This is a genomic window from Streptomyces sp. CA-106110 (assembly GCF_050936285.1).
Classification (GTDB): Bacteria; Actinomycetota; Actinomycetes; order Streptomycetales; family Streptomycetaceae; genus Streptomyces.
Genome location: NZ_JBNJNB010000001.1, coordinates 4,987,244 through 5,008,102, shown reverse-complemented (window position 1 = coordinate 5,008,102; position 20,859 = coordinate 4,987,244). Strand labels below are relative to the sequence as shown.

18 protein-coding genes and 1 pseudogene are annotated in these 20,859 nt (G+C 70.7%); 14 read left to right on the top strand and 5 right to left on the bottom strand.

Translation table 11 applies throughout. The features are described 5' to 3' along the window. Positions 1 to 17: 17 nt before the first annotated feature. Positions 18 to 797 carry a phosphate ABC transporter ATP-binding protein gene (locus tag ACQEXA_RS22990; RefSeq protein WP_433134596.1) on the top strand — a complete coding sequence of 260 codons (780 nt, stop codon included), beginning with the start codon at positions 18 to 20 and terminating at the stop codon, positions 795 to 797. Positions 798 to 1,366: 569 nt separating this feature from the next. Here the strand turns inward: ACQEXA_RS22990 and ACQEXA_RS22985 are convergent. Further along, positions 1,367 to 2,044 (bottom strand): class I SAM-dependent DNA methyltransferase, encoded by a 678-nt coding sequence (locus ACQEXA_RS22985; protein ID WP_432931760.1) that lies wholly within the window; start codon positions 2,042 to 2,044, stop codon positions 1,367 to 1,369. 461 nt (positions 2,045 to 2,505) lie between these two features. Between ACQEXA_RS22985 and ACQEXA_RS22980 the strand changes: the two genes are divergently transcribed. The 10 genes and pseudogenes from ACQEXA_RS22980 (at position 2,506) to ACQEXA_RS22935 (ending at position 13,373) form a co-directional block, all read left to right on the top strand. After that, a complete protein-coding gene (locus tag ACQEXA_RS22980; RefSeq protein WP_433130869.1) occupies positions 2,506 to 3,726 on the top strand; it encodes a M20 family metallopeptidase in 1,221 nt (406 codons plus the stop codon). A gap of 398 nt (positions 3,727 to 4,124) precedes the next feature. Then, positions 4,125 to 5,162, top strand: a complete 1,038-nt coding sequence (locus ACQEXA_RS22975) for a BMP family lipoprotein (protein WP_432931764.1) — start codon at positions 4,125 to 4,127, stop codon at positions 5,160 to 5,162. Positions 5,163 to 5,572: 410 nt separating this feature from the next. Further along, on the top strand, positions 5,573 to 6,625 hold the full coding sequence (locus ACQEXA_RS22970) for a BMP family lipoprotein (RefSeq protein WP_432931766.1): 1,053 nt from the start codon (positions 5,573 to 5,575) through the stop codon (positions 6,623 to 6,625). Between the two features lie 282 nt (positions 6,626 to 6,907). After that, positions 6,908 to 8,590 (top strand): ABC transporter ATP-binding protein, encoded by a 1,683-nt coding sequence (locus tag ACQEXA_RS22965; protein WP_432939489.1) that lies wholly within the window; start codon positions 6,908 to 6,910, stop codon positions 8,588 to 8,590. Further along, complete coding sequence (locus ACQEXA_RS22960) at positions 8,587 to 9,711, top strand: ABC transporter permease (protein ID WP_432931768.1); 1,125 nt, start codon at positions 8,587 to 8,589, stop codon at positions 9,709 to 9,711. Before ACQEXA_RS22965 ends, ACQEXA_RS22960 begins: the two co-directional genes overlap by 4 nt. Next, a complete protein-coding gene (locus ACQEXA_RS22955; protein WP_359393753.1) occupies positions 9,711 to 10,973 on the top strand; it encodes an ABC transporter permease in 1,263 nt (420 codons plus the stop codon). The genes ACQEXA_RS22960 and ACQEXA_RS22955 overlap by 1 nt, the downstream gene beginning before the upstream one ends. Then, a complete protein-coding gene (locus tag ACQEXA_RS22950; RefSeq protein ID WP_432931771.1) occupies positions 10,970 to 11,371 on the top strand; it encodes a cytidine deaminase in 402 nt (133 codons plus the stop codon). Before ACQEXA_RS22955 ends, ACQEXA_RS22950 begins: the two co-directional genes overlap by 4 nt. A 73-nt stretch (positions 11,372 to 11,444) precedes the next feature. After that, positions 11,445 to 12,728 (top strand): thymidine phosphorylase, encoded by a 1,284-nt coding sequence (locus ACQEXA_RS22945; RefSeq protein ID WP_432931773.1) that lies wholly within the window; start codon positions 11,445 to 11,447, stop codon positions 12,726 to 12,728. A 126-nt stretch (positions 12,729 to 12,854) separates the two neighbouring features. Further along, positions 12,855 to 12,947, top strand: a pseudogene (locus ACQEXA_RS22940) (Uma2 family endonuclease); the annotation flags it as partial. A gap of 39 nt (positions 12,948 to 12,986) precedes the next feature. Then, positions 12,987 to 13,373, top strand: coding sequence for an STAS domain-containing protein (locus ACQEXA_RS22935; RefSeq protein WP_432931775.1), 387 nt, complete (start codon positions 12,987 to 12,989; stop codon positions 13,371 to 13,373). Here the strand turns inward: ACQEXA_RS22935 and ACQEXA_RS22930 are convergent. The 3 genes from ACQEXA_RS22930 to ACQEXA_RS22920 all read right to left on the bottom strand — a co-directional run bounded on the left by ACQEXA_RS22930 (position 13,266) and on the right by ACQEXA_RS22920 (position 16,898). Beyond that, entirely contained in the window at positions 13,266 to 14,273 is a 1,008-nt protein-coding gene (locus tag ACQEXA_RS22930; protein ID WP_432931777.1) for a sigma-70 family RNA polymerase sigma factor, read from the bottom strand. The genes ACQEXA_RS22935 and ACQEXA_RS22930 overlap by 108 nt on opposite strands. Positions 14,274 to 14,381: 108 nt before the next feature. Then, on the bottom strand, positions 14,382 to 15,527 hold the full coding sequence (gene dnaN / locus ACQEXA_RS22925) for a DNA polymerase III subunit beta (protein WP_432931779.1): 1,146 nt from the start codon (positions 15,525 to 15,527) through the stop codon (positions 14,382 to 14,384). Positions 15,528 to 15,629: 102 nt separating this feature from the next. After that, a complete protein-coding gene (locus ACQEXA_RS22920) occupies positions 15,630 to 16,898 on the bottom strand; it encodes an MFS transporter (RefSeq protein WP_432931781.1) in 1,269 nt (422 codons plus the stop codon). Positions 16,899 to 16,961: 63 nt separating this feature from the next. Between ACQEXA_RS22920 and ACQEXA_RS22915 the strand changes: the two genes are divergently transcribed. Further along, complete coding sequence (locus ACQEXA_RS22915; RefSeq protein ID WP_432931783.1) at positions 16,962 to 17,924, top strand: LysR substrate-binding domain-containing protein; 963 nt, start codon at positions 16,962 to 16,964, stop codon at positions 17,922 to 17,924. A gap of 382 nt (positions 17,925 to 18,306) precedes the next feature. Here the strand turns inward: ACQEXA_RS22915 and ACQEXA_RS22910 are convergent, their stop codons facing one another. After that, positions 18,307 to 19,083 (bottom strand): alpha/beta hydrolase, encoded by a 777-nt coding sequence (locus ACQEXA_RS22910; protein WP_433130867.1) that lies wholly within the window; start codon positions 19,081 to 19,083, stop codon positions 18,307 to 18,309. A gap of 113 nt (positions 19,084 to 19,196) precedes the next feature. Here ACQEXA_RS22910 and ACQEXA_RS22905 point away from each other — a divergent pair, with 113 nt between their 5' ends. Both ACQEXA_RS22905 and ACQEXA_RS22900 read left to right on the top strand, forming a co-directional pair. Next, the gene (locus ACQEXA_RS22905) at positions 19,197 to 20,351 is read left to right on the top strand and encodes an adenosine deaminase (RefSeq protein ID WP_432931787.1); all 1,155 of its coding nucleotides are present in this window, start codon (positions 19,197 to 19,199) and stop codon (positions 20,349 to 20,351) included. A gap of 129 nt (positions 20,352 to 20,480) precedes the next feature. Continuing rightward, a complete protein-coding gene (locus tag ACQEXA_RS22900; protein ID WP_432931789.1) occupies positions 20,481 to 20,843 on the top strand; it encodes an ATP-binding protein in 363 nt (120 codons plus the stop codon). Positions 20,844 to 20,859: the final 16 nt, after the last annotated feature.

Sequence of the window (20,859 nt, the reverse complement as noted above, 5' to 3'; positions counted from 1 at the left end):
CGGTCGCGGCGGCCGAAGTGACCGGAGCGTCTCTCGAAGCCCGCAAGATCTCGGCCTGGTTCGGCGACCACAAAGTCCTCGACCGCGTGTCGCTGACCATGCCGTCCGGCCTGGTCACGGCACTCATCGGCCCCTCCGGCTGCGGCAAGTCGACGTTCCTGCGCATCCTCAACCGGATGCACGAACTCGTCCCGTCCGCCTCGCTGGCCGGCGAGGTCCTGGTCAACGGCCAGGACATCTACGCCCACGGGCAGCGGCTGACCGAGGCGCGGCGGAAGGTCGGCATGGTCTTCCAGAAGCCGAACCCGTTCCCCGCGATGTCGATCTACGACAACGTCACCTCCGGTCTGAAGCTGACCGGCACCCGGGTGAGCGGCGACGCCAAGGACGACCTGGTGGAGGAGTGCCTGACCAAGGCAGGCCTGTGGAAGGAGGTCAGGGACCGCCTCCGCCAGCCGGGTGGCGCGCTCTCCGGCGGCCAGCAGCAGCGTCTGTGCATCGCCCGCTCCCTCGCCGTGCGCCCGCAGGTCCTGCTGATGGACGAACCCTGCTCGGCCCTGGACCCCACCTCCACGCGCCGTATCGAGGAGACCATCCGCGAGCTGGCCCATGAGGTGACCATCGTGATCGTCACCCACAACATGCAGCAGGCCGCTCGCGTCTCCGACCAGTGCGCCTTCTTCCTGGCCGAACAGAACACCCCCGGCGTCATCGTCGAGCACGGACCGACCCCGGCGATGTTCTCCAACCCGACGGACCCCCGGACCGCCGACTACGTGGAGGGCCGCTTCGGCTGACGGACCACTCCGGCGGCGCAGGTCCGGACGGCATCCCGGCGGCTCGCGCTCCGTTGGCCCGGTCGAGGAACATCGACCGCGGCATTCGGCGCGTGCCCGCCGCGGGAGAGAGCGACGGTGCGCGAACGGCGGGCCGGTCCACGGACCCGGCCTCGCCCGTTGCCGTCGCTGAGCCGGTGGTGTGGCCCGGCCGCCGGCGCCTGCACGCCCGTCGCCGGCGTCGATCCTGAGGCGCGAACCGGCCGTCGGCCCGGCCACGCCCGTCGCCGTCGCTGAGCCGGTGGTGTGGACCGGCCGCCGGTGTCTCCGCGCGCGTCGCCGTCGCTGAGCCGGAGGCGCGGACCGGCCGCCGGTGCCCGACGCAACGCTGAGCCGGAGGCGCGGACCGGCCGCCGGCGTCTGCACGCCCGTCGCCGTCGCTGAGCCGGAGGCTCGCAACGCCGAGCCGGTGGTGTGGACCGGCCGCCGACTCCGTACGTACCCGCCCGGCCCCTCGGCGCTTCTCGCCGACCGGCCGGGCGGCCCCGTTCCGGGGCCCGGTGCGCCCCGCCGGAGCCTTCAGGGGCCCCTCAGGCCTCGTCGTCCTGAGCGTCTTGCTGCTTGCCGGCCAGCAGGAAGGCGCACTGCCGCTTCCCGTCCGCCTCCGGCTCCAGCAGCGTGTACGCCCGGACGGGCAGATCGGCCTTCGCGAGATGGGCCGCGATCGTGTCGGGGGCGTGCCAGTGATGGTCCAGGGCCATCTGGTGCCCGAGGCCCTCCGTCGCCGCGACGTGTTCGTCGTCACCTGTCTCGAACGCCACAAGGGCGTGCCCGCCCGGGGCCAGGACCCGGTGGAACTCGGCGAAGACCGTGGACAGGTACTCCTGCGGCACATGGATGATCGAGTGCAGCGCGGCGATGCCGCCGAGGGTCCGGGGAGGCAGGTCCAGGGCCGTCATCGTGCCCACATGGAAGCGGACGTCGGGGTGCGTGCGCCGGGCCAGGGCCACCATGCGGGGGGACACGTCGACCCCGAACACGGGCACCCCGAGGGCGTGGAGTCTCGCCGTGACATGACCGGCGCCGCATCCCAGATCGGCCACCGGGGCGGGGCCGTGCTCCCGCACCAGGTCCGCGAACCCGGTGACCAGGGCGCGGTCTACCGGGCGGGTGGCGAGTCCGTCGGGGAAACGGGCGGCGTAGTGGGGGGCCATGGCGTCGTACGAGACCCGTGTGGCGCGTATGAAGTCCGGTTCCTGGGCGTTCACGCTGGCGCACGCTACTCGGCCGGACGGGGGACCGGGGGCGGGCTTTCGAGGGTTCACCGTCCCGCCATGTGGACGTCGGTCTCGGCCTTGGAAGCCGAACCGGCGTATGGAGCGGTGCTTAAGGGAGAGGAACGGGGGCGTGGCGTGGTATCCGTGGGGTACGCGGGAATGGAGCCGGGTCCTCCGGACGTTCCCCGCGACGGGACGCTCGGACTCGCGAGCGGTCCCGTGCAGGGATCACGGGGCGCCCTCCGCGGCGCCGGACGGCTCCGCGGCCACCCCGACGGACCCGGTCGACATCCGTCGATCCCACCGCCCAGAAAAGCTGGGGGAGTGTACCCATCCCAACCGCCGGATATGCGGCGGGCGGCCGACTTTTCTTCGCCTGAGGGGCTGAAGTTTCGCCATCGAGGGCCGGTCGACCGCTCGGTCGCCCTACCCTTCAAAGGGTGAACCATTTGATGTCCAGAGAGTCCGAGGCCGATCACCCCGGGGACGCCCTGCTCCCCGGCGCGCTGCCCGAGGCACTGCGCGCTGAACTTGTCGCCTTCCGCCGCGACCTGCACATGCACCCGGAACTCGGCAATCAGGAGTTCCGCACGACTGCCGCGATCAAGGAACGCCTCGAGAAGGCCGGACTTGCGCCGCGTGTGCTCGACGCCGGTACCGGGCTCTTCTGCGACATCGGCGACGGGGACGGCGTACGCCCCATGCTCGCCCTGCGCGCCGACATCGACGCGCTCCCCATCCCCGACACCAAGACGGACTGCGCCTACCGCTCCACCGTGCCCGACCGCGCGCACGCCTGCGGGCACGACGTGCACACCACGGTCGTCCTCGGCGCCGGGCTCGTCCTCGCCGCACTGCACCGCGAGGGCAGGCTGCCGCAGCCCGTGCGGCTGGTCTTCCAGCCCGCCGAGGAGGTCCTCCCGGGCGGCGCCGCCGACGCCATCGTGTCCGGTGTCCTGGACGGTGTGGGGCGCATCATCGCCGTGCACTGCGACCCCAGGGTCGACGCGGGACGCATCGGGCTGCGGCACGGCCCCATCACCTCCGCCTGTGACCGGCTGGAGATCGCGCTGAACGGCCCCGGCGGCCACACCGCGCGCCCCCACCTCACCACCGACCTCGTCACGGCCGCCGCGCGCGTCGCCACCGAGGTGCCGGCGCTGGTCGCGCGCCGCGTCGACGCCCGGAGCGGACTCGGCGTCACCTGGGGCCGGATCGAGTCGGGCCACGCACCCAACGTCATCCCGCAGCACGCGGAGCTGTCCGGGACCGTGCGCTGTCTGGACCTCGACGCCTGGCGGCAGGCGCCCGACCTCGTGCACGCGGCGATCGACGAGATCGCCAACCTGTACCGGGCCAAGTCCGAGATCAACTACATCCGCGGGGTGCCGCCCGTCGTCAACGACCCCATCGTGACCGAGCTGCTGCGCGAGGCCATGGTCGCGCGCCGCGGCGTCCACTCCGTCGAGGACACCGAGCAGAGCCTCGGCGGCGAGGACTTCTCCTGGTACCTGGAGCACGTGCCGGGCGCCATGGCCCGCCTCGGTGTCCGCCGGCCCGGGGACCACCTGATCCGCGATCTCCATCAGGGCGACTTCGACGTGGACGAGCACGCCATCACCGTGGGCGTCGAGCTGATGACGGCGGCGGCACTGTTGGACGCGGAGCGGTAGACCGTACGGGAGCGGGCGGTTCCGGGGGCGCCGACCGCGCGTCCCCGGGTTCCGGAGCGGTGGGCCCGAGGGACATCAGGGCGGTGCCGCAGGGCGCCGTCGGGGTGTCCCTCAGGGCACCCACGCAGGTGGCCGGAACCGGCTCCCGATCCGCGGCTTTCGCCCCCTTGTGACACTCCTCGGTAACGGCCGTCGCGCAAACGTAACCCGGTGGCGGCACGAATCGATAACGGCCGCGAGGAACCCCGTTCCCCTCCCCTTCTACGCGCGTTACTGTGCGCCGGAATCGCTGCTGTGGCGGCGCATTGGGGAAGCGGGCCGGTCACGGTGCCGTGGGGACGAAGGGGTGGCTTGCTGTGCGTGTGATCTCTCGGAGGACGAGGTTCTCCCAAGCTGCGGTGACCGTGGCGGTCATCGCCCTCGCGGCCGCTGGGTGCGGCAAGTCCAGCACGGAGTCGAACAGCAACTCCGACTCTGGCAAGAGCTCGTCCGGTTACACGGGCAAGGGCATCGGTCTGGCCTACGACATCGGCGGCAAGGGCGACCAGTCCTTCAACGACGCCGCCTTCGCCGGCTTCCAGAAGGCCGAGCAGGAGTTCAAGATCGGCGGCCGGGACGTCGAGCCGAACGACAACGAGTCGGACGCCGACAAGGTGCAGCGGCTCGAGCAGCTCGCCAAGGCGGGCTACAACCCGATCATCGGTGTCGGCTTCGTCTACGGGCCGGCCGTCAAGGAGGTCGCGGCCAAGTACCCGAAGATCACCTTCGGCATCATCGACGACAACACGGTCCAGGCGGCGAACGTGGCCGACCTGGTCTTCCACGAGGAGCAGTCCTCGTACCTGGCCGGTGTCGCCGCGGCGAAGACGACCAAGAAGAACCACATCGGCTTCATCGGCGGTGTGGACATCCCGCTCATCCACAAGTTCGAGGCGGGCTTCGACCAGGGTGCCAAGTCCGTCAACCCGAAGATCAAGATCGAGTCGCAGTACCTGACCCAGACGCCCCAGGAGGGCGGCTTCTCCAGCCCCGACAAGGGCAAGGAGGCGGCCAACGGCCAGATCGCGGCGGGCGCCGACGTGATCTACCACGCGGCCGGCCTGTCCGGTCAGGGCGTGATCCAGTCCGCCGCCGAGCACAAGGTCTGGGTGATCGGAGTGGACTCGGACCAGTACGAGCAGAGCGCGCTGGCCAAGTACAAGGACTACATCCTCGGCTCGGCCCTGAAGAACGTCGGCGGTGCGGTCTACGACCTGGCCAAGTCCGTCGTCGACGGCAAGCCGCTGACCGGTGAGCAGCGCGGCGACCTCAAGTCCGGCGGTGTCGGCTTCGCGGACTCCAACCCGAAGTACCAGGCGATGAAGGACGTCGTCGCGGCGGTCGAGAAGGCCAAGCAGGACATCATCGACGGCAAGATCACCGTCAACACCAACTAGTCGGCTCCGCCCAGCGGACTGCGACCAGAGGCGCCCCCGGCCGGGGAACCGGCCGGGGGCGCCTGTGTGTCCCCGTCGCGCGCGACGGGGGTCCCGGGGCGGGCCGGGCACAGCTTGGAAGCGGGCGGCGGAGGCGGCGTAGGGTGGCTGTTTCCCGTCGCATCCGAATTCGCGACGGCCCCGGTCCCTCCTATGTTTCCGCGATGACACCACCCCTCATTCCCCTCCGTGCGATGCCCGCGCCCTTGCCTCCTGCAAGCGCCGCACCGCTCTCCGTGACGTGCCGTGTGGCTGTGGCCACATCTCGATAACGGACCGGACAGAAGGGGTTTTCCGTCTGGTCTACGCGCGTTACGCTGCCGCGGAACCAGCGCCTGGTATGGGCGCAACGCACAAAGGAGTCTCGTTCCATGCGCCGGGTGTCCCGTATCGCCGTTGCTGGCGTAGCAACCGCAGCCCTTGCTGTCACCGTTTCCGCCTGCGGCAGCTCGTCCACCTCGTCCGCCGGCAGCAAGGGCGGCAAGTCCCAGGGCATCGGCCTTGCGTACGACATCGGCGGCAAGGGCGACCAGTCCTTCAATGATGCCGCGTACGCCGGCTTCCAGAAGGCCGAGAAGGACTTCGGCGTCAGCGGCCGCGACGTCGAGCCGCAGGACGGCGAGACGGACGCCGACAAGGTGCAGCGTCTGGAGACGCTCGCCAAGGCGGGCTACAACCCGGTCATCGGCGTCGGCTTCGTGTACGCGCCGGCCGTCAAGGAGGTCGCCGCCAAGTTCCCGAAGGTGACCTTCGGCATCATCGACGACAACACCATCCAGGCGAAGAACGTCGCCGACCTGGTCTTCCACGAGGAGGAGTCCTCCTACCTCGCCGGTGTCGCCGCGGCCAAGACCACCAAGAAGAACCACATCGGCTTCATCGGTGGCGTGGACATCCCGCTCATCCACAAGTTCGAGGCGGGCTTCGTCCAGGGTGCCGAGTCGGTCAACCCGAAGATCAAGATCGAGAAGCAGTACCTGACCCAGACGCCTCAGGAGGGCGGCTTCTCCAGCCCCGACAAGGGCGAGAGCGCCACGAACGGCCAGATCGACGCCGGTGCCGACGTCATCTACCACGCGGCCGGTCTGTCCGGTCAGGGCGTCATCAAGGCCGCCGCCGCGCACAAGGTGTGGGCCATCGGCGTCGACTCCGACCAGTATGAGCAGAGCGCGCTGGCGTCGTACAAGAACTACATCCTCACCTCGGCCCTGAAGAACGTCTCCGGTGCCGTGTACGACCTCGCCCAGTCGGTCATCAAGGACAAGAAGCCGCTGAGCGGCGAGATCCGCGGCAGCCTGGACAACGGCGGCGTCGGCCTGGCCGACTCCAACCCGGTGTTCAAGAACAACGCCGACCTGCAGGCCGCGCTGAAGAAGGCCGAGCAGGGCATCAAGGACGGCACGATCAAGGTCAAGTCCTCCTGACGTCCGCCTGCGTGAAGTGCGTCCCCGGAGTCCCGGCGCCGACATCACGGCGCCGGGACGTCCGGGACAAGAGGCCATAACAGGCCATGGCCAAGGCGTTGCCGTAATGGGAGCGTTACGGCCGAGGAACGGGGTGCGGGAAGGATGGCCTGACCGCACCCCGTTCGCGCGGCACAATGCTCGGAACGATTGGAAACCGCTCGGTTCCGGTCTGGCCCGAGCCCTATTTAAGGCAGGGGCGCTACGCGCGTAGAGGGGCCCCTTTTCCAAGGAGAGTGCGCCATCGACGCGTCCAGCAGCCCTCCGCTCACCGCTCAGCCGACGATCGCGGTCGAGCTGGCGGGGATCACCAAGCGATTCCCTGGTGTCGTAGCCAACCACGACATCCACCTCACGGTCCGCAGGGGCACCGTGCACGCCCTCGTCGGCGAGAACGGCGCCGGCAAGTCGACGCTGATGAAGATCCTCTACGGCATGCAGAAGCCGGACGAGGGCGCGATCACCGTCGACGGCGAGCAGGTGTCCTTCAACAGCCCCGCCGACGCCATCACCCGTGGCATCGGCATGGTGCACCAGCACTTCATGCTCGCCGACAACCTCACGGTCCTGGAGAACGTGGTCCTCGGCAGCGAGAAGCTGTACGGCATCGGCGGCGCCGCCCGTAAAAAGATCAAGGAGATCTCCGACCGCTACGGACTGAACGTACGCCCCGACGTCCTGGTCGAGGACCTCGGGGTCGCCGACCGCCAGCGCGTGGAGATCCTCAAGGTCCTCTATCGCGGCGCGAGGACGCTGATCCTGGACGAGCCGACCGCCGTACTCGTTCCGCAGGAGGTCGACGCGCTCTTCGACAACCTGCGCGAGCTGAAGTCCGAGGGCCTGGCCGTCATCTTCATCTCCCACAAGCTGGGCGAGGTCCTGTCGGTCGCCGACGACATCACCGTCATCCGGCGCGGTACGACGGTCGGCACCGCCGTCCCGTCCGAGACCACCCCGCGCCAGCTCGCCGAGATGATGGTCGGCAGCGAGCTGCCCACCCCGGAGACCGCCGAGTCCACCGTCACGGACCGGCCGGTCATCGAGGTCAAGGGCCTCACGGCGTTCGCGAGCGGCGGCGCCTCCCTCGGCGAGCTCGCCGAGCCGGCGTCCTCCGGTCTGCTGGCGGAGGGCACCGCCGAGGGCGCCGGCGAGGTGCGGCGCGTCCTCGACGACGTCACCTTCACCATCCACGCGGGCGAGGTCATGGGCATCGCCGGCGTGGAGGGCAACGGCCAGACCGAGCTGATCGACGCACTGATCGGCCTCAAGAAGGCCGACTCCGGCTCCATCGCCTTCCTCGGTGAGGACATCACCGCCTGGTCCACCCGCAAGCGCCGCGAGCAGGGCGTCGGCTACATCCCCGAGGACCGTCACCGCCACGGTCTGCTGCTCGAGGCCCCGCTGTGGGAGAACCGCATCCTCGGCCATGTCACCGAGCGCCCCAACGCCAAGGGCTTCTGGCTCGACATCAAGGGCGCCCAGGACGACACGCGGCGGATCGTCCAGGACTACGACGTCCGCACCCCCGGCATCGACGTGACCGCCGCCTCCCTCTCCGGCGGCAACCAGCAGAAGCTCATCGTCGGCCGTGAGATGAGCCACAAGCCCAAGTTCCTCATCGCCGCCCACCCCACGCGCGGCGTGGACGTGGGCGCGCAGGCGCAGATCTGGGACCAGATCCGTGACGCCCGCCGCGAGGGCCTGGCCGTGTTGCTGATCTCCGCCGACCTCGACGAGCTGATCGGGCTGTCCGACACCCTCCGGGTGATCTACAACGGCCGGCTGGTCGCGGACGCCGACCCGGCCACCATCACTCCTGAGGAGCTGGGCTCCGCCATGACGGGTGCCGCGTCCGGCCACCTGGAGCACGTGGAGGAATCCACCGAAGACGCAAGCGACGCCGCCCCGGAGGACGACGCCCGATGAAGAAGTTCGACAAGGAGCGGGTGCTCCTCGCGGTAGCCGGTCCGGTCATCGCGCTCGTCTCGGCCATCCTGCTCACCTCGGTCGTGCTGGTCGCCTCCGGCAAGAACCCGTTCGAGCCGTACCGGCTGATGATCGAGCAGGCCGGATTCTCCGACGTCCAGGTGCTCATCATCAACCAGGCGTCGCTGTACTACCTGGCGGCACTCGCGGTGGCCATCGGCTTCCGCATGAACCTGTTCAACATCGGCGTCGACGGCCAGTACCGCCTCGCGGCGATGATGACCGCCGTCGTCGGCGCCCACATCGCGCTGCCGGGCTTCCTGCAGATCCCGCTGCTGATGCTGGTCGCCATGTTCACCGGCGCCTTCTGGGCCGGTATCGCGGGCATCCTGAAGACCACCCGGGGTGTGAGCGAGGTCGTCGCGACCATCATGCTCAACGCGATCGCCACCAGCCTCATCGGCTACCTCACCCTCTCCAACGTGTGGGGCGTGCAGGTCGGCAACAACATGACGACCGGCATCATGAAGAAGTCCGGCTGGTTCCCGGGCATCAACCTGGGCGCCGACGTCGGCGAGATCTACGGCCTGGTCTTCCTCGCGGTCCTCGCGGGCATCCTGTACTGGCTCGTGCTCAACCGCACCCGCTTCGGCTTCGACCTGCGCGCCACCGGTGCCTCCGAGACCGCCGCCGCGGCCTCCGGCGTCGACGCCAAGAAGATGGTCCTCACCGCGATGGTGATCTCCGGCGCGGTCGCGGGTCTGTCCGGCCTGCCGCTGCTGCTCGGCGACGCCCACACCTACAGCCTCAGCTTCCCGACGGGGCTCGGCTTCACGGGCATCACCATCGCCCTGCTCGGCCGCAACAACCCGGTCGGCATCGCCTTCGCCGCGCTGCTGATCGCCTTCCTCGACAAGGCGTCTCCCGCCCTCGACTACGCGACCCCGGTGGCGTACGAGAAGGAGATCGCCACGATCATGCAGGGTCTGATCGTCTTCGCGGTCGTCATCTCGTACGAGGCCGTACGCCAGTGGGGCCTGCGCCGCCAGCAGAAGCGGGTGGGCGCCGAACTGGCCGCCGAGGCCAACAACAACTCGCACAAGAAGGAGGTGGCTGCCTGATGTCCACCGCGACCCTCGCGAAGCCGAAGGCGAAGCAGCCCGGCAAGGGCAGCCGCCGACTCTCGCTCCCCGTACTCCTGCTGATCGTCGCGGGTGTATTGCTCCTGACCTCGGTCGTCCGCCTCATCACCGGTGCCGACGGCATCGACTCGACGGGACAGATGTCCACGGCGCTGCGCCTGGCCGTCCCGATCGGCCTCGCGGGCCTCGGCGGCCTGTGGGCCGAGCGCTCGGGCGTCGTCAACATCGGTCTCGAGGGCATGATGATCCTCGGCACCTGGTTCGGCGCCTGGGCCGGCTACCAGTGGGGCCCCTGGACCGGTGTCGTCTTCGGCATCATCGGCGGCGCGCTCGGCGCCGTCCTGCACGCCATCGCCACCGTCACCTTCAACGTGAACCACATCGTCTCCGGTGTGGCGATCAACATCCTCGCCCTCGGCACCACCCGCTACCTGTCGAAGTTCACCTTCGAGAACGCCCCGCAGGGGTCCTCGAAGCAGTCCCCGCCGATCGACTCGCTGGGCACCTTCGACATCCCGGGCCTGTCGAGCTGGCTGGACACGCTCAACCAGAAGCACTGGTTCCTGGTCTCGGACCTCGCTGGCCTGATCGGCGGTCTGGTCACCGACCTGTCGCCGCTCACCGTGATCGCGGTGGCCCTCGTCCCGTTCACCTGGTGGGTGCTGTGGCGCACCTCCTTCGGTCTGCGTCTGCGCTCCTGCGGCGAGAACCCGGTGGCGGCGGAGTCCCTGGGCGTCAACGTCTACAAGTACAAGTACATCGCCGTGATCATCTCGGGCGGATTCGCGGGCCTGGGCGGCGCGTTCCTGTCGATCGTGGCGTCCAACGTGTACCTGGACGGCCAGACCGCCGGCCGCGGCTACATCGGTCTCGCCGCGATGATCTTCGGTAACTGGCGGCCGGGCGGTACCGCTCTCGGCGCGGCCCTGTTCGGCTACACCGACAGCCTCAACCTGCGCGGCGGTACCACCAACGTCCATGCGTTGATCCTGTTGCTCGCGATCCTGCTGGTGGCCGGAGCGCTCTACCTCGTGTGGAGGAAGAAGTACGTCTCCGCGCTGATCACGATCGTGGTCTCGGCGCTGATGTTCGTCTGGTACGTCAGCACCAACGAGGTCCCGAAGCAGCTCGTGACCGCCACCCCGTACCTCGTCACCCTGCTGGTGCTCTCGCTGTCCGCGCAGAGCCTGCGGATGCCGAAGGCCGACGGTCTGCCCTACCGGAAGGGACAGGGCAAGTGACCCCGCCCCCGCAGGTCGACTGGGAGGCACTCCGGGAGGTGGCGCGCGCCGCGATGTCGCGCGCCTACGCCCCCTACTCGGGCTACCCGGTCGGCGCCGCGGCGTTGGTCGACGACGGCCGGACCGTCACCGGCTGCAACGTCGAGAACGCCTCGTACGGCCTCGGTCTGTGCGCCGAGTGCGGTCTCGTCTCGCAGCTGCAGAACACCGGCGGCGGCCGGCTCACGCACTTCACGTGCGTGGACGGCGAGGGGGAAGTCCTCGTCCCGTGCGGCCGGTGCCGCCAGTTGCTGTACGAGTTCGGCGGGCCCGACCTGCTGCTGGAGACCCCGGCTGGGATCCTGCCGCTGTCCGAGATGCTCCCGCAGGCCTTCGGGCCGGACCATCTCACCAAGTAACTCCCGTGCGGCCCCTCCGAGTCGCCCCCTGCGGCGCGGAGGGGCCGCACACCTTCGAACTTCGGAAGGAAACGTGGCCATGGACGCCATCTCCGTCATCCGCACCAAGCGGGACCGCGGTGAGCTGAGCGACGAGCAGATCGACTGGGTCATCGACGCCTACACCCGGGGCGAGGTCGCCGACGAGCAGATGTCCGCGCTCGCGATGGCCATCCTGCTCAACGGCATGGACCGTCGGGAGATCGCCCGCTGGACCGCCGCGATGATCGCGTCCGGCGAGCGTATGGACTTCTCGTCGCTGTCCCGCCCGACGGCCGACAAGCACTCGACGGGCGGCGTCGGCGACAAGATCACCCTCCCGCTGGCCCCGCTGGTCGCCGCCTGCGGCGCGGCGGTCCCGCAGCTGTCGGGCCGGGGTCTCGGCCACACCGGCGGCACGCTGGACAAGCTGGAGTCGATCCCCGGCTGGCGGGCGCTGCTCTCGAACGAGGAGATGCTGTCCGTGCTGGACGGTGTCGGCGCGGTCATCTGCGCGGCGGGTGACGGCCTGGCTCCCGCCGACAAGAAGCTCTACGCACTCAGGGACGTCACGGCGACTGTGGAGGCGATCCCCCTGATCGCCTCCTCCATCATGTCCAAGAAGATCGCTGAGGGCACCGGCTCGCTGGTCCTGGACGTGAAGGTCGGCTCGGGCGCCTTCATGAAGACGGTCGAGGACGCGCGCGAACTGGCGCGGACGATGGTCGGCCTGGGCACGGACCACGGTGTGAAGACGGTCGCGCTCCTCACGGACATGTCGACGCCGCTGGGTCTGACGGCGGGCAACGCGCTCGAGGTCCGCGAGTCGGTCGAGGTCCTGGCGGGCGGCGGCCCCTCGGACGTGGTGGACCTGACGATCGCCCTCGCACGCGAGATGCTCGACGCGGCCGGCCTGAAGGACGCGGACCCGGCGAAGGCCCTGGCCGACGGCTCCGCGATGGACGTCTGGCGCCGGATGATCGCGGCCCAGGGCGGCGACCCCGACGCCCCGCTGCCGACGTCGAAGGAACAGCACGTGATCAAGGCCCCGTCCTCGGGCGTCCTGACCCGCCTGGACGCCTACGGCATCGGTGTCGCCGCCTGGCGCCTCGGCGCCGGCCGCGCCCGCAAGGAGGACCCGGTGCAGGCGGCCGCGGGCATCGAGATGCACGCCAAGCCGGGCGACACGGTGAAGGAGGGCGAGGCGCTGCTGACTCTGCACACCGACACCCCGGAGCGCTTCGCGTATGCGCTGGAGGCGATCGAGGGTTCGTACGACATCGCGACGCCGGGCACGGACTTCGCCGCCTCGCCGGTCGTGCTGGAACGTATCGCCTGACCAGGCGTTTTCCCTTTCGGGTGAACGGGACCGGTGGACCGCCACCGGTCCCGTTCGTCGTGCTGGACTCGGTGACGCACCGATAGGAGATCGCCATGAGCGGACTCACCGTCAGCGAGGACCCGCGACGTCTACCGCCCCCTGAGCACCGCCAAGTTCGGCGAGGCGATCAAGCTTCCCGCACCCTTCGACGTCGTCATCGACACCAGCGAGTTCCCCGTCGCCCAGAGGCACAGCCGCCTCTCGGATCCGTCGGCGATGAGTACCGGGCGTCCGCCCGGTCTACCGACCGTGGACGCCGAGACACCCGCCGTACTCGTGGTGGCCGGGCCCGTCACGCGGGACGACGTGGCGCGGCTCGGCCAGGACGTGAGGGCACTGCTGAAGGACACCGGGGCCGCAGTCGTCGTGTGTGACGTCGCGGCGCTCAGGCCCGTCACCCTGGCCTCGGTGGACGTACTGGCCCGGCTTCAGCTCACCGCCCGGCGGGCCGGTGGGCGCATCCGGCTCCGCGACCCGGCACCCGCCTTGCGCGCCCTACTCGATCTCGTCGGCCTCCCCTTCGAGCTGGAGGGGAAGGCCGAACAGCGGGAACCAGCGCTTCGTGTCGAGGAAGCAGTGGAACCCGGAGATCCTGCCGTCTGACATCTCCAGGACCTGGACCGCCCACGCACTGAAGCCGCCCGTGTCCGGGTCCGGCTTGTACTGGGCGAAGCCCGGCAGGCCGTTGACCGCGACCGGCACCAGACGGGAGCCGGCGCAGGCGGAGCCGAGCGTCGTCATGAAACCGGTGATGTCCTGCGTGCCGCGCAGCCACAGGTCGAACGGCGGCATCGTCATCACCGCGTCCTCGTGCAGCAGGGCCGTCAGCGACGCCATGTCGTACCCCTCGAAGGCCGCCACGTAGCGCTCCAGAAGCTTTTGTTGCTCCTCGTCGAGGGGGTCGGAGACGGCGGCCCCGGCGCCCTCGCCGCTCTTGTCGGCCAGCGTGGCGCGGGCCCGTTGCAGTGCGCTGTTGACGGAGGCGACCGACGTGTCGAGCAGCTCCGCGACCTCGCTCGCCCTCCAGGCCAGCACCTCGCGCAGGATGAGCACCGCGCGCTGCTTGGGCGGAAGTTGCTGCAGGGCGGCCATGAAGGCCAGCCGCACGGACTCCTTGGCCACCGCTGCCTCCGCCGGGTCGGTCACCGCCGGCAGTATGCGGGCGTCCGGCACCGGCTCCAGCCAGGTGTTGTCGGGGCGCGGGGACAGGGCGGCCTGGGCCAGCGGCGTGGAGTCGGTCAGGTCCATCGGGCGGGCGCGTCTGTTGCCCGCGTTCAGCATGTCCAGGCAGACGTTCGTCGCGATCCGGTAGAGCCACGAGCGCAGGGACGAGCGGCCCTCGAATTTCTCGTAGCTCCGCCAGGCGCGGACCATCGTGTCCTGCACGGCGTCCTCGGCCTCGAAGGACGAGCCGAGCATCCGGTAGCAGTACCCCGTCAGCTCGACCCGATGCTTCTCCAGCTGGACGTCGAGGTCGTCCATCGTCGCCGTGCCGTCACTCATGGTCCACCCACCCATGTGGCCGTTCCTGTCGCGCGCCATCGCGCCCCAGCACTCCGGAAGCTACCGCAGGCCACTGACAACGGCCCCCAAAGTGCACGAAAGCCCAGCTCAGACCAGTTGCTTCACGGACATCAGCAGATGCCGGTGGGCGGCTTCCGGCGCGTCGGCGGCCTCGGCTTCCCCGGTCCCGGCCCCCGAGAGCAGCACCCGCTGACCCGGCCCGAGCAGCTCCATCCGGACGCACGGGGACTCGAAGGAGGTCAGCGCCTCCAGGAGATATCCCGGGTTGAAGGCCACGGACACCTCCTCCGCACCGTCCAGCGTCGCCGGCAGCCGCTGCACGGCGTCGTCGTCCCCGTAACCCGCCCGCAGCACCACGGATCCGTCGGCCGCGAAGTCCAGCCGCACCGGGCTGTTCGCCTCTGCCACCACCGCGACCCGGCGCACCGCTTCCGCCAGCGCCCCGCACTCCACTTCGGCGGTCGCGGCCCCCGCCAGGTCGAACAGTGCCCCGTACTTCGGCAGCCGCCCCTCCAGCATCCGCACCGCCGCCCGCATGCCGCCGCCTTCGAAGCCGATCAGCCCGCCGTCCGCCGGTGCCAGACCGATGCGGACCCGGCCGGAACGGGCCAGCGACCGCGTGACGTCGTGCAGGCGGCGCGCGGGCAGCAGGGCCTCCACCGCGCCGTCGGCGGCCACGGCCTCCGGCTTCCAGCCCAGCCGCCGTACCGCGTACCGGTAGCGGTCCGACGCGGCCAGCGTCATCGTCCCGCCGTCCAGGCGCAGTTGTACTCCGGTGAGCGCGGGAAGGGTGTCGTCGCGGCCGGCGGCCACGGCGACCTGGCCGACGGCGGTCGCGAAGGCGGCGGCGTCCACGCTTCCGTACGGCTCCGGAGGCACCGGCAGCGCCGGGTACTCCTCCCGCGGCAGCGTCGACAGCCCGAACCGCGTGCCGCCGGCCTCCACGGTGAACCGCGTCCCCTCCAGTGCACAGCTCACCTGACCGTCCGGCAGCACGCGGCAGATGTCCAGCAGCCTGCGCCCCAGCACGAGCACCTGGCCGTCGGCCGCCGTCTCCGCCGCGGTCTCGATCCGCGCGGCCGTCTCGAAGTCGAACCCCGACACGGTCAGCCGTCCGCCCGTCGCCTCCAGCAGCAGTCCGCCCAGTACCGGCACCGGCGTCCTCGCGGGCAGCACACGGGCCGCCCATCCCACGGCCTCGGCGAGAACTCGGCGGTCGACCCGGAACTCCATGAACACACTCCCTGCTCGGCCCAGTTGTCGCGCGGACGCTATACGCGACCACCGACAACCGGCGCCGGCCAGGGGAGACGCGTCACCGTCCCGGGCCCGGGATCAGGCCGTTGCGAGCCGGCGCTCCGCGCGGGCCGCACGGGATCCGAGCAGGGTGATCGTCACCACGCCCAGTACCGCCAGCACGCCCATGCCCACCGTCCCGGCCCAGCCCACCGCGTGGAAGGCCACCGCACCGAGCGTGCTGCCCGTGCTGGAGCCGATGTAGTACGCCGACTGGTAGAGCGCCGAGGCCTGGGCGCGCCCGTGCTTGGCCGTGTGGCTCACCGCCGACGACGCCACCGCGTGGCCCGCGAAGAAGCCCGCAGTGATCAGCACCAGGCCCAGCAGGACCAGCAGCAGGGAGGGCGCCAGCGACAGCAGCAGACCCGACGTGGTGGTGCCTGCCGCCAGGTAGAGCGCGCCACGGCGGCCGAGCCGGGCCGTCAGCCGGCCCGCCGTCGACGCCGACGCCGTACCCACCAGGTAGACCAGGAAGATCGAGCCGATGATGCCCTGCGGGAGGCCGAACTGCTCCGTCAGGCGGTAGCCGATCACCGTGTAGACGCCGCCGAAGACCGTCATGAACAGCGCGCCGATCGCGTACAGCCGGCGCAGCAGCGGGTTGGCGAGATGGTCGCGGACCGCGCCGGCCAGCACGCGGGGGCGCAGCGAGCCCGGCCTGAAGTTCTTGGGCGCCGGGAGCAGAATCCGGAAGGCCACCGCGCAGCCGACCGCGATCACGCCGATGGTGCCGACGGACACCCGCCAGCCCCATTCCTGGGCGACCCAGCCGGTGATCACCCGCCCGCTCATCCCGCCGACGCTGTTGCCGGCCACGAACAGGCCGATCGCCGTGATCAGCGCCTTGGGGCCGACCTCCTCGGCCAGGTACGCCGTCGCCGACGCGGGCAGCCCCGCGAGCGCCGCGCCCTGGATCGCCCGCAAGGCGATCAGTGCGCCGAGCGAGGGGGCGAAGGGGACCAGCAGTCCGACCGTCACCGCGACCGCCAGGGACGCCGTCATCACCGTACGGCGTCCGAACCGCTCGGAGAGCGCGCTCATGGGGATCACGAAGAGCGCCAGTCCGCCCGTCGCGCCCGACACCGTCCAGCTCGCCGCGCTCGCCGTCACCCCGAAGTCGCGGGAGACGAGCGGCAGCAGGGCCTGCGTGGAGTAGAGGAGGGCGAAGGTCGCCACCCCGGCGAGGAAGAGGGCGAGGCTCATCCGGCGGTAGCCGGGGCCGCCGGGAGTCATCCGCGAGTCGGCGGAGGTCTGGGTGGTGGCATCGGCGCCCACGATGGTGGACGCCCCGGTATCGGCAGCAGGCATGGTTCGAACGTACGGACCGCGTCACTCATCCGTCCAATGCACAGAAACCCCATAATCGTTCCCATGGTGCATCAGCAGAGGTCAGACGAGGGCCTGTCACCGTACGGTGACACAAGTGATGGAGTAGACATCGTCGCGCTGCTCGCGCCGCGCCTTGTGTACTTCGCGGGCGTGGCCCGTACCGAGCACGTCACGCGTGCCGCGCAGGAGATGCAGGTTCCGCAGTCCACCCTGTCCCGGGCGCTGGTCCGGCTGGAACAGGACCTGGGCGTCCAGCTGTTCGCCCGCCGCGGCCGCACCGTCTCGCTGACCCCGGCGGGCCGCACGTTCCTCGGCTCCGTCGAGCGTGCCCTGGCGGAGATCGAGCGGGCCGCCGAGGAGGTGCGCGCGGACGCCGACCCGGCCGCCGGCAAGGTCGCCTTCGGCTTTCTGCACACGATGGGCGCCGAGACCGTGCCCGGACTGCTCCACGCCTTCCGCGCCGATCATCCGCGCGTCCGCTTCAGCCTCGTCCAGAACTACGGCGAGGCGATGCTCGAGAAGCTCCGGGCGGGGGAGTTGGACCTGTGCCTGACCTCACCGGTGCCCGACGAGCCGGGTCTGGTCGCCCGCCGTATCGACGAGCAGAAGCTGCGGCTCGTGGTGCCCGCCGACCACCGGCTCGCCGGCCGCAGGCGCATCCGCCTCGCCGAGGCCGCCGACGAGACCTTCGTGACCCTCGAACCCGGATACGGGCTGCGCCGGATGACCGACGACCTGTGCCGGCAGGCGGGGTTCTCGCCGCGGGTGGCCTTCGAGGGCGAGGAGGCGGAGACCTTGCGCGGCCTGGTCGCGGCGGGGCTGGGCGTGGCACTGCTGCCGCCGCCCGCGGTGCCCCGCCCTGGGGTGGCCGAGTTGACGGTCACCGCGCCCAGGGCGGTCCGCGAGATCGGTGTCGCCTGGCTGGAGGGGCATGTCGACACGCCCCCGGTCGCGGCGTTCAAGAAGTTCCTGCTGTCCAGGAGGGGACGGCTGCTGCCGGACTGACGGCGCGGAGCCGTCGCGGCGGCTCGCCCGCCGCCCTCGCGTGTCGTCCCGCGCGGTGGAGCGACTGCCTCCGGTGCCGTCGCCCTTGCGCGTGGCCCCGTGCTGTGGCGCCGGGCGCGTCGGGACCCGTGCCGGTGCGGACGGTAGCCCCTGGCGGGGCTCCGGGGGCCGGTGCGGCGACCGCCTCTGGTGCCGTCGCCCTTGCGCGTGGCCCCGTGCTGTGGCGCCGGGCGCGTCGGGACCCGTGCCGGTGCGGACGGTAGCCCCTGGCGGGGCTCCGGGGGCCTGCGCGGCGACTGCCTCCGGTGCTGCCGCCCTTGCGCGGGGCCCCGTACTGTGGAGCCGCGCGCCTCGGACCCCGCGCCGGTGCGGACGGTAGCCCCTAGCGGGATTCCGGGGGTCGGCGCAGCGACCGTCCGAACCCCGCCGCGAGCGGCATCCGCAACCCCAGCGGCGGCGGAGCGGCCAGCGCGTCCTGCACCGGCCGGGAGAAGGCCCGTCCGAAGAGCGTGCCCATCACGAAGTCCTCGGCCAGCGCGTGCACTTCGGACCGGTACTGGTGCAACGCGTGGCCGTCGGAGTGCACTTCGAAACGGCAGATGTCGCGGTTCGCCTTCTTCGCCCGCTCCGCCAGCCGGAAGGACAGCTCCGGGTCCGTGCGTTCGTCGTTCGTGCCGTGCACGATCAGCACCTGCCGGCCGGCCAGCTGCTTCACCGGTTCGGGTGAGGCCGCCATGTCGTCCTCGGGCAGCCAAGGGGCCAGTGCCAGCACGGAGTTGACGGCCGGGTGCCCGGCCGCGTGCAGCGCCGCCCGGCCGCCCATGCCGACGCCGACCAGGCAGACCGGCACGTCGCCGTAGCGGCGTACGACCTCGTCGGCGGCCCAGACGGCGTCCTGTGCCAGATGTGCCTCGCTGCCGTTCCAGCCCCGGTAGCGGTAGTGCACCGCATGGCTGACCAGGCCTTCACCGTGGCCGGCCCGTGCCAGTCGGCGGCCGAGCGCGCGCACGGGGGCGGCGGCCATCAGGAGGGACGGTCTGCGGGCGGAGACCTCGTCGCCGCCCGGGAGCAGCAGTACCGCGCCGCTCACCGCTGCCGGCTCCGGGCCGAGCGCCCTCCCCAGCCGGGCCCTGCGAACCGGCGTCGCTTGATGTGCCATGACAGAACAGTGTCAGAAGCGAGGGTGTACGAAACCCGTATCGCCGGTCACCTTTGCGTATCGACGCCCTGCCGTCCGTCCAGTTCTACGCGCGTAGGGGCTATGGTGCGGAAATGACGAGCCAGCACCAGAACACCCCGACCGGGGACCAGATCCGCCGGGCTCCCAAGGTCCTGCTGCACGACCATCTCGACGGGGGCCTGCGCCCCGGCACGATCGTCGATCTGGCCCTCGACACCGGCTACGCCCACCTCCCCGAGACGGACCCGGCCAAACTCGGCATCTGGTTCCGTGAGGCCGCCGACTCCGGGTCCCTGGAGCGGTACCTGGAGACCTTCTCGCACACCGTCGCGGTGATGCAGACCCGCGAGGCGCTCGTGCGCGTGGCCGCCGAGTGCGCCGAGGACCTCGCCGCGGACGGGGTCGTCTACGCCGAGGTGCGGTACGCCCCCGAGCAGCACCTGGAGGGCGGGCTCAGTCTCGAAGAGGTCGTCGAGGCCGTCAACGAGGGCTTCCGGGAGGGCGAGCGACGGGCCAGGGCGAACGGTCACCGCATCCGGGTCGGCGCGCTCCTCACCGCCATGCGGCACGCGGCCCGCGCGCTGGAGATCGCCGAACTGGCCAACCGCTACCGCGACCTCGGGGTGGTCGGCTTCGACATCGCCGGTGCCGAGGCGGGTTACCCGCCCACCCGGCACCTCGACGCCTTCGAATACCTCAAGCGCGAGAACAACCACTTCACCATCCACGCCGGCGAGGCCTTCGGGCTGCCGTCCATCTGGCAGGCACTGCAGTGGTGCGGTGCCGACCGGCTCGGGCACGGGGTGCGCATCATCGACGACATCCAGGTGCTCGAGGACGGCTCGGTGAAGCTCGGCCGCCTCGCCTCCTACGTACGCGACAAGCGCATCCCGCTGGAGCTCTGCCCCAGCTCGAACCTGCAGACCGGCGCCGCCGACTCCTACGCCGACCACCCCATCGGGCTGCTGCGGCGGCTGCACTTCCGGGCCACGGTGAACACGGACAACCGGCTGATGTCGGGGACGAGCATGAGCCGGGAATTCGACCACCTGGTCGAGGCATTCGGTTATACGCTCGATGATCTTCAATGGTTCTCGGTCAATGCTATGAAGTCAGCATTCATTCCTTTCGATGAACGACTGGCGATGATCAATGACGTCATCAAGCCGGGCTACGCCGAATTGAAGTCCGAATGGCTGTTCCAGCAGACCGCCTCCACCAGCGGTTCTGAGCCGTCGGAGAGCTGACGTATTCGTTTGCGGAGCGGCCGGGAGCCGAGGTCCCGGCCGCTTTTGCATGTTTGCGGACCCGTGATGCGCGTGTTTACGGTTTTGGATCGCTCAGATCCCCGTCATCGGACGAAGGGCGCATTCATCATGAAGCAGTCTGCTGCCAAGACCCTCGGTGTCGCCGCGCTCGGTGCCGCCTTCGCCGCCGCGGGCGCGGGTGTGGCGAGCGCAGCCCCCGCCGCCCCCGCCGTGCCGAACGTCGCCGGACTGGACACCGTCACCCAGGCGCTGCCGGTGGGCGACCTCAGCGGAATCGTGCCGGGCACGGGTGAGGCCCTCGGCCAGGGTCAGAATGCGCTCGGCGGCGCGGTGGCCGCCGCCCAGCCGGTCGCCCACAAGGTCGTCGCCGACGGTCCGGCCGCCGCGCCGGTCGCCGGGCTGCTCGGCGGTCTTCCGGTCAAGGGACTGCCCACGCACGGCCTGCCGGTGAACGGGATCCCGCTCGGCTGAGGCCGTCCGCCCGCAG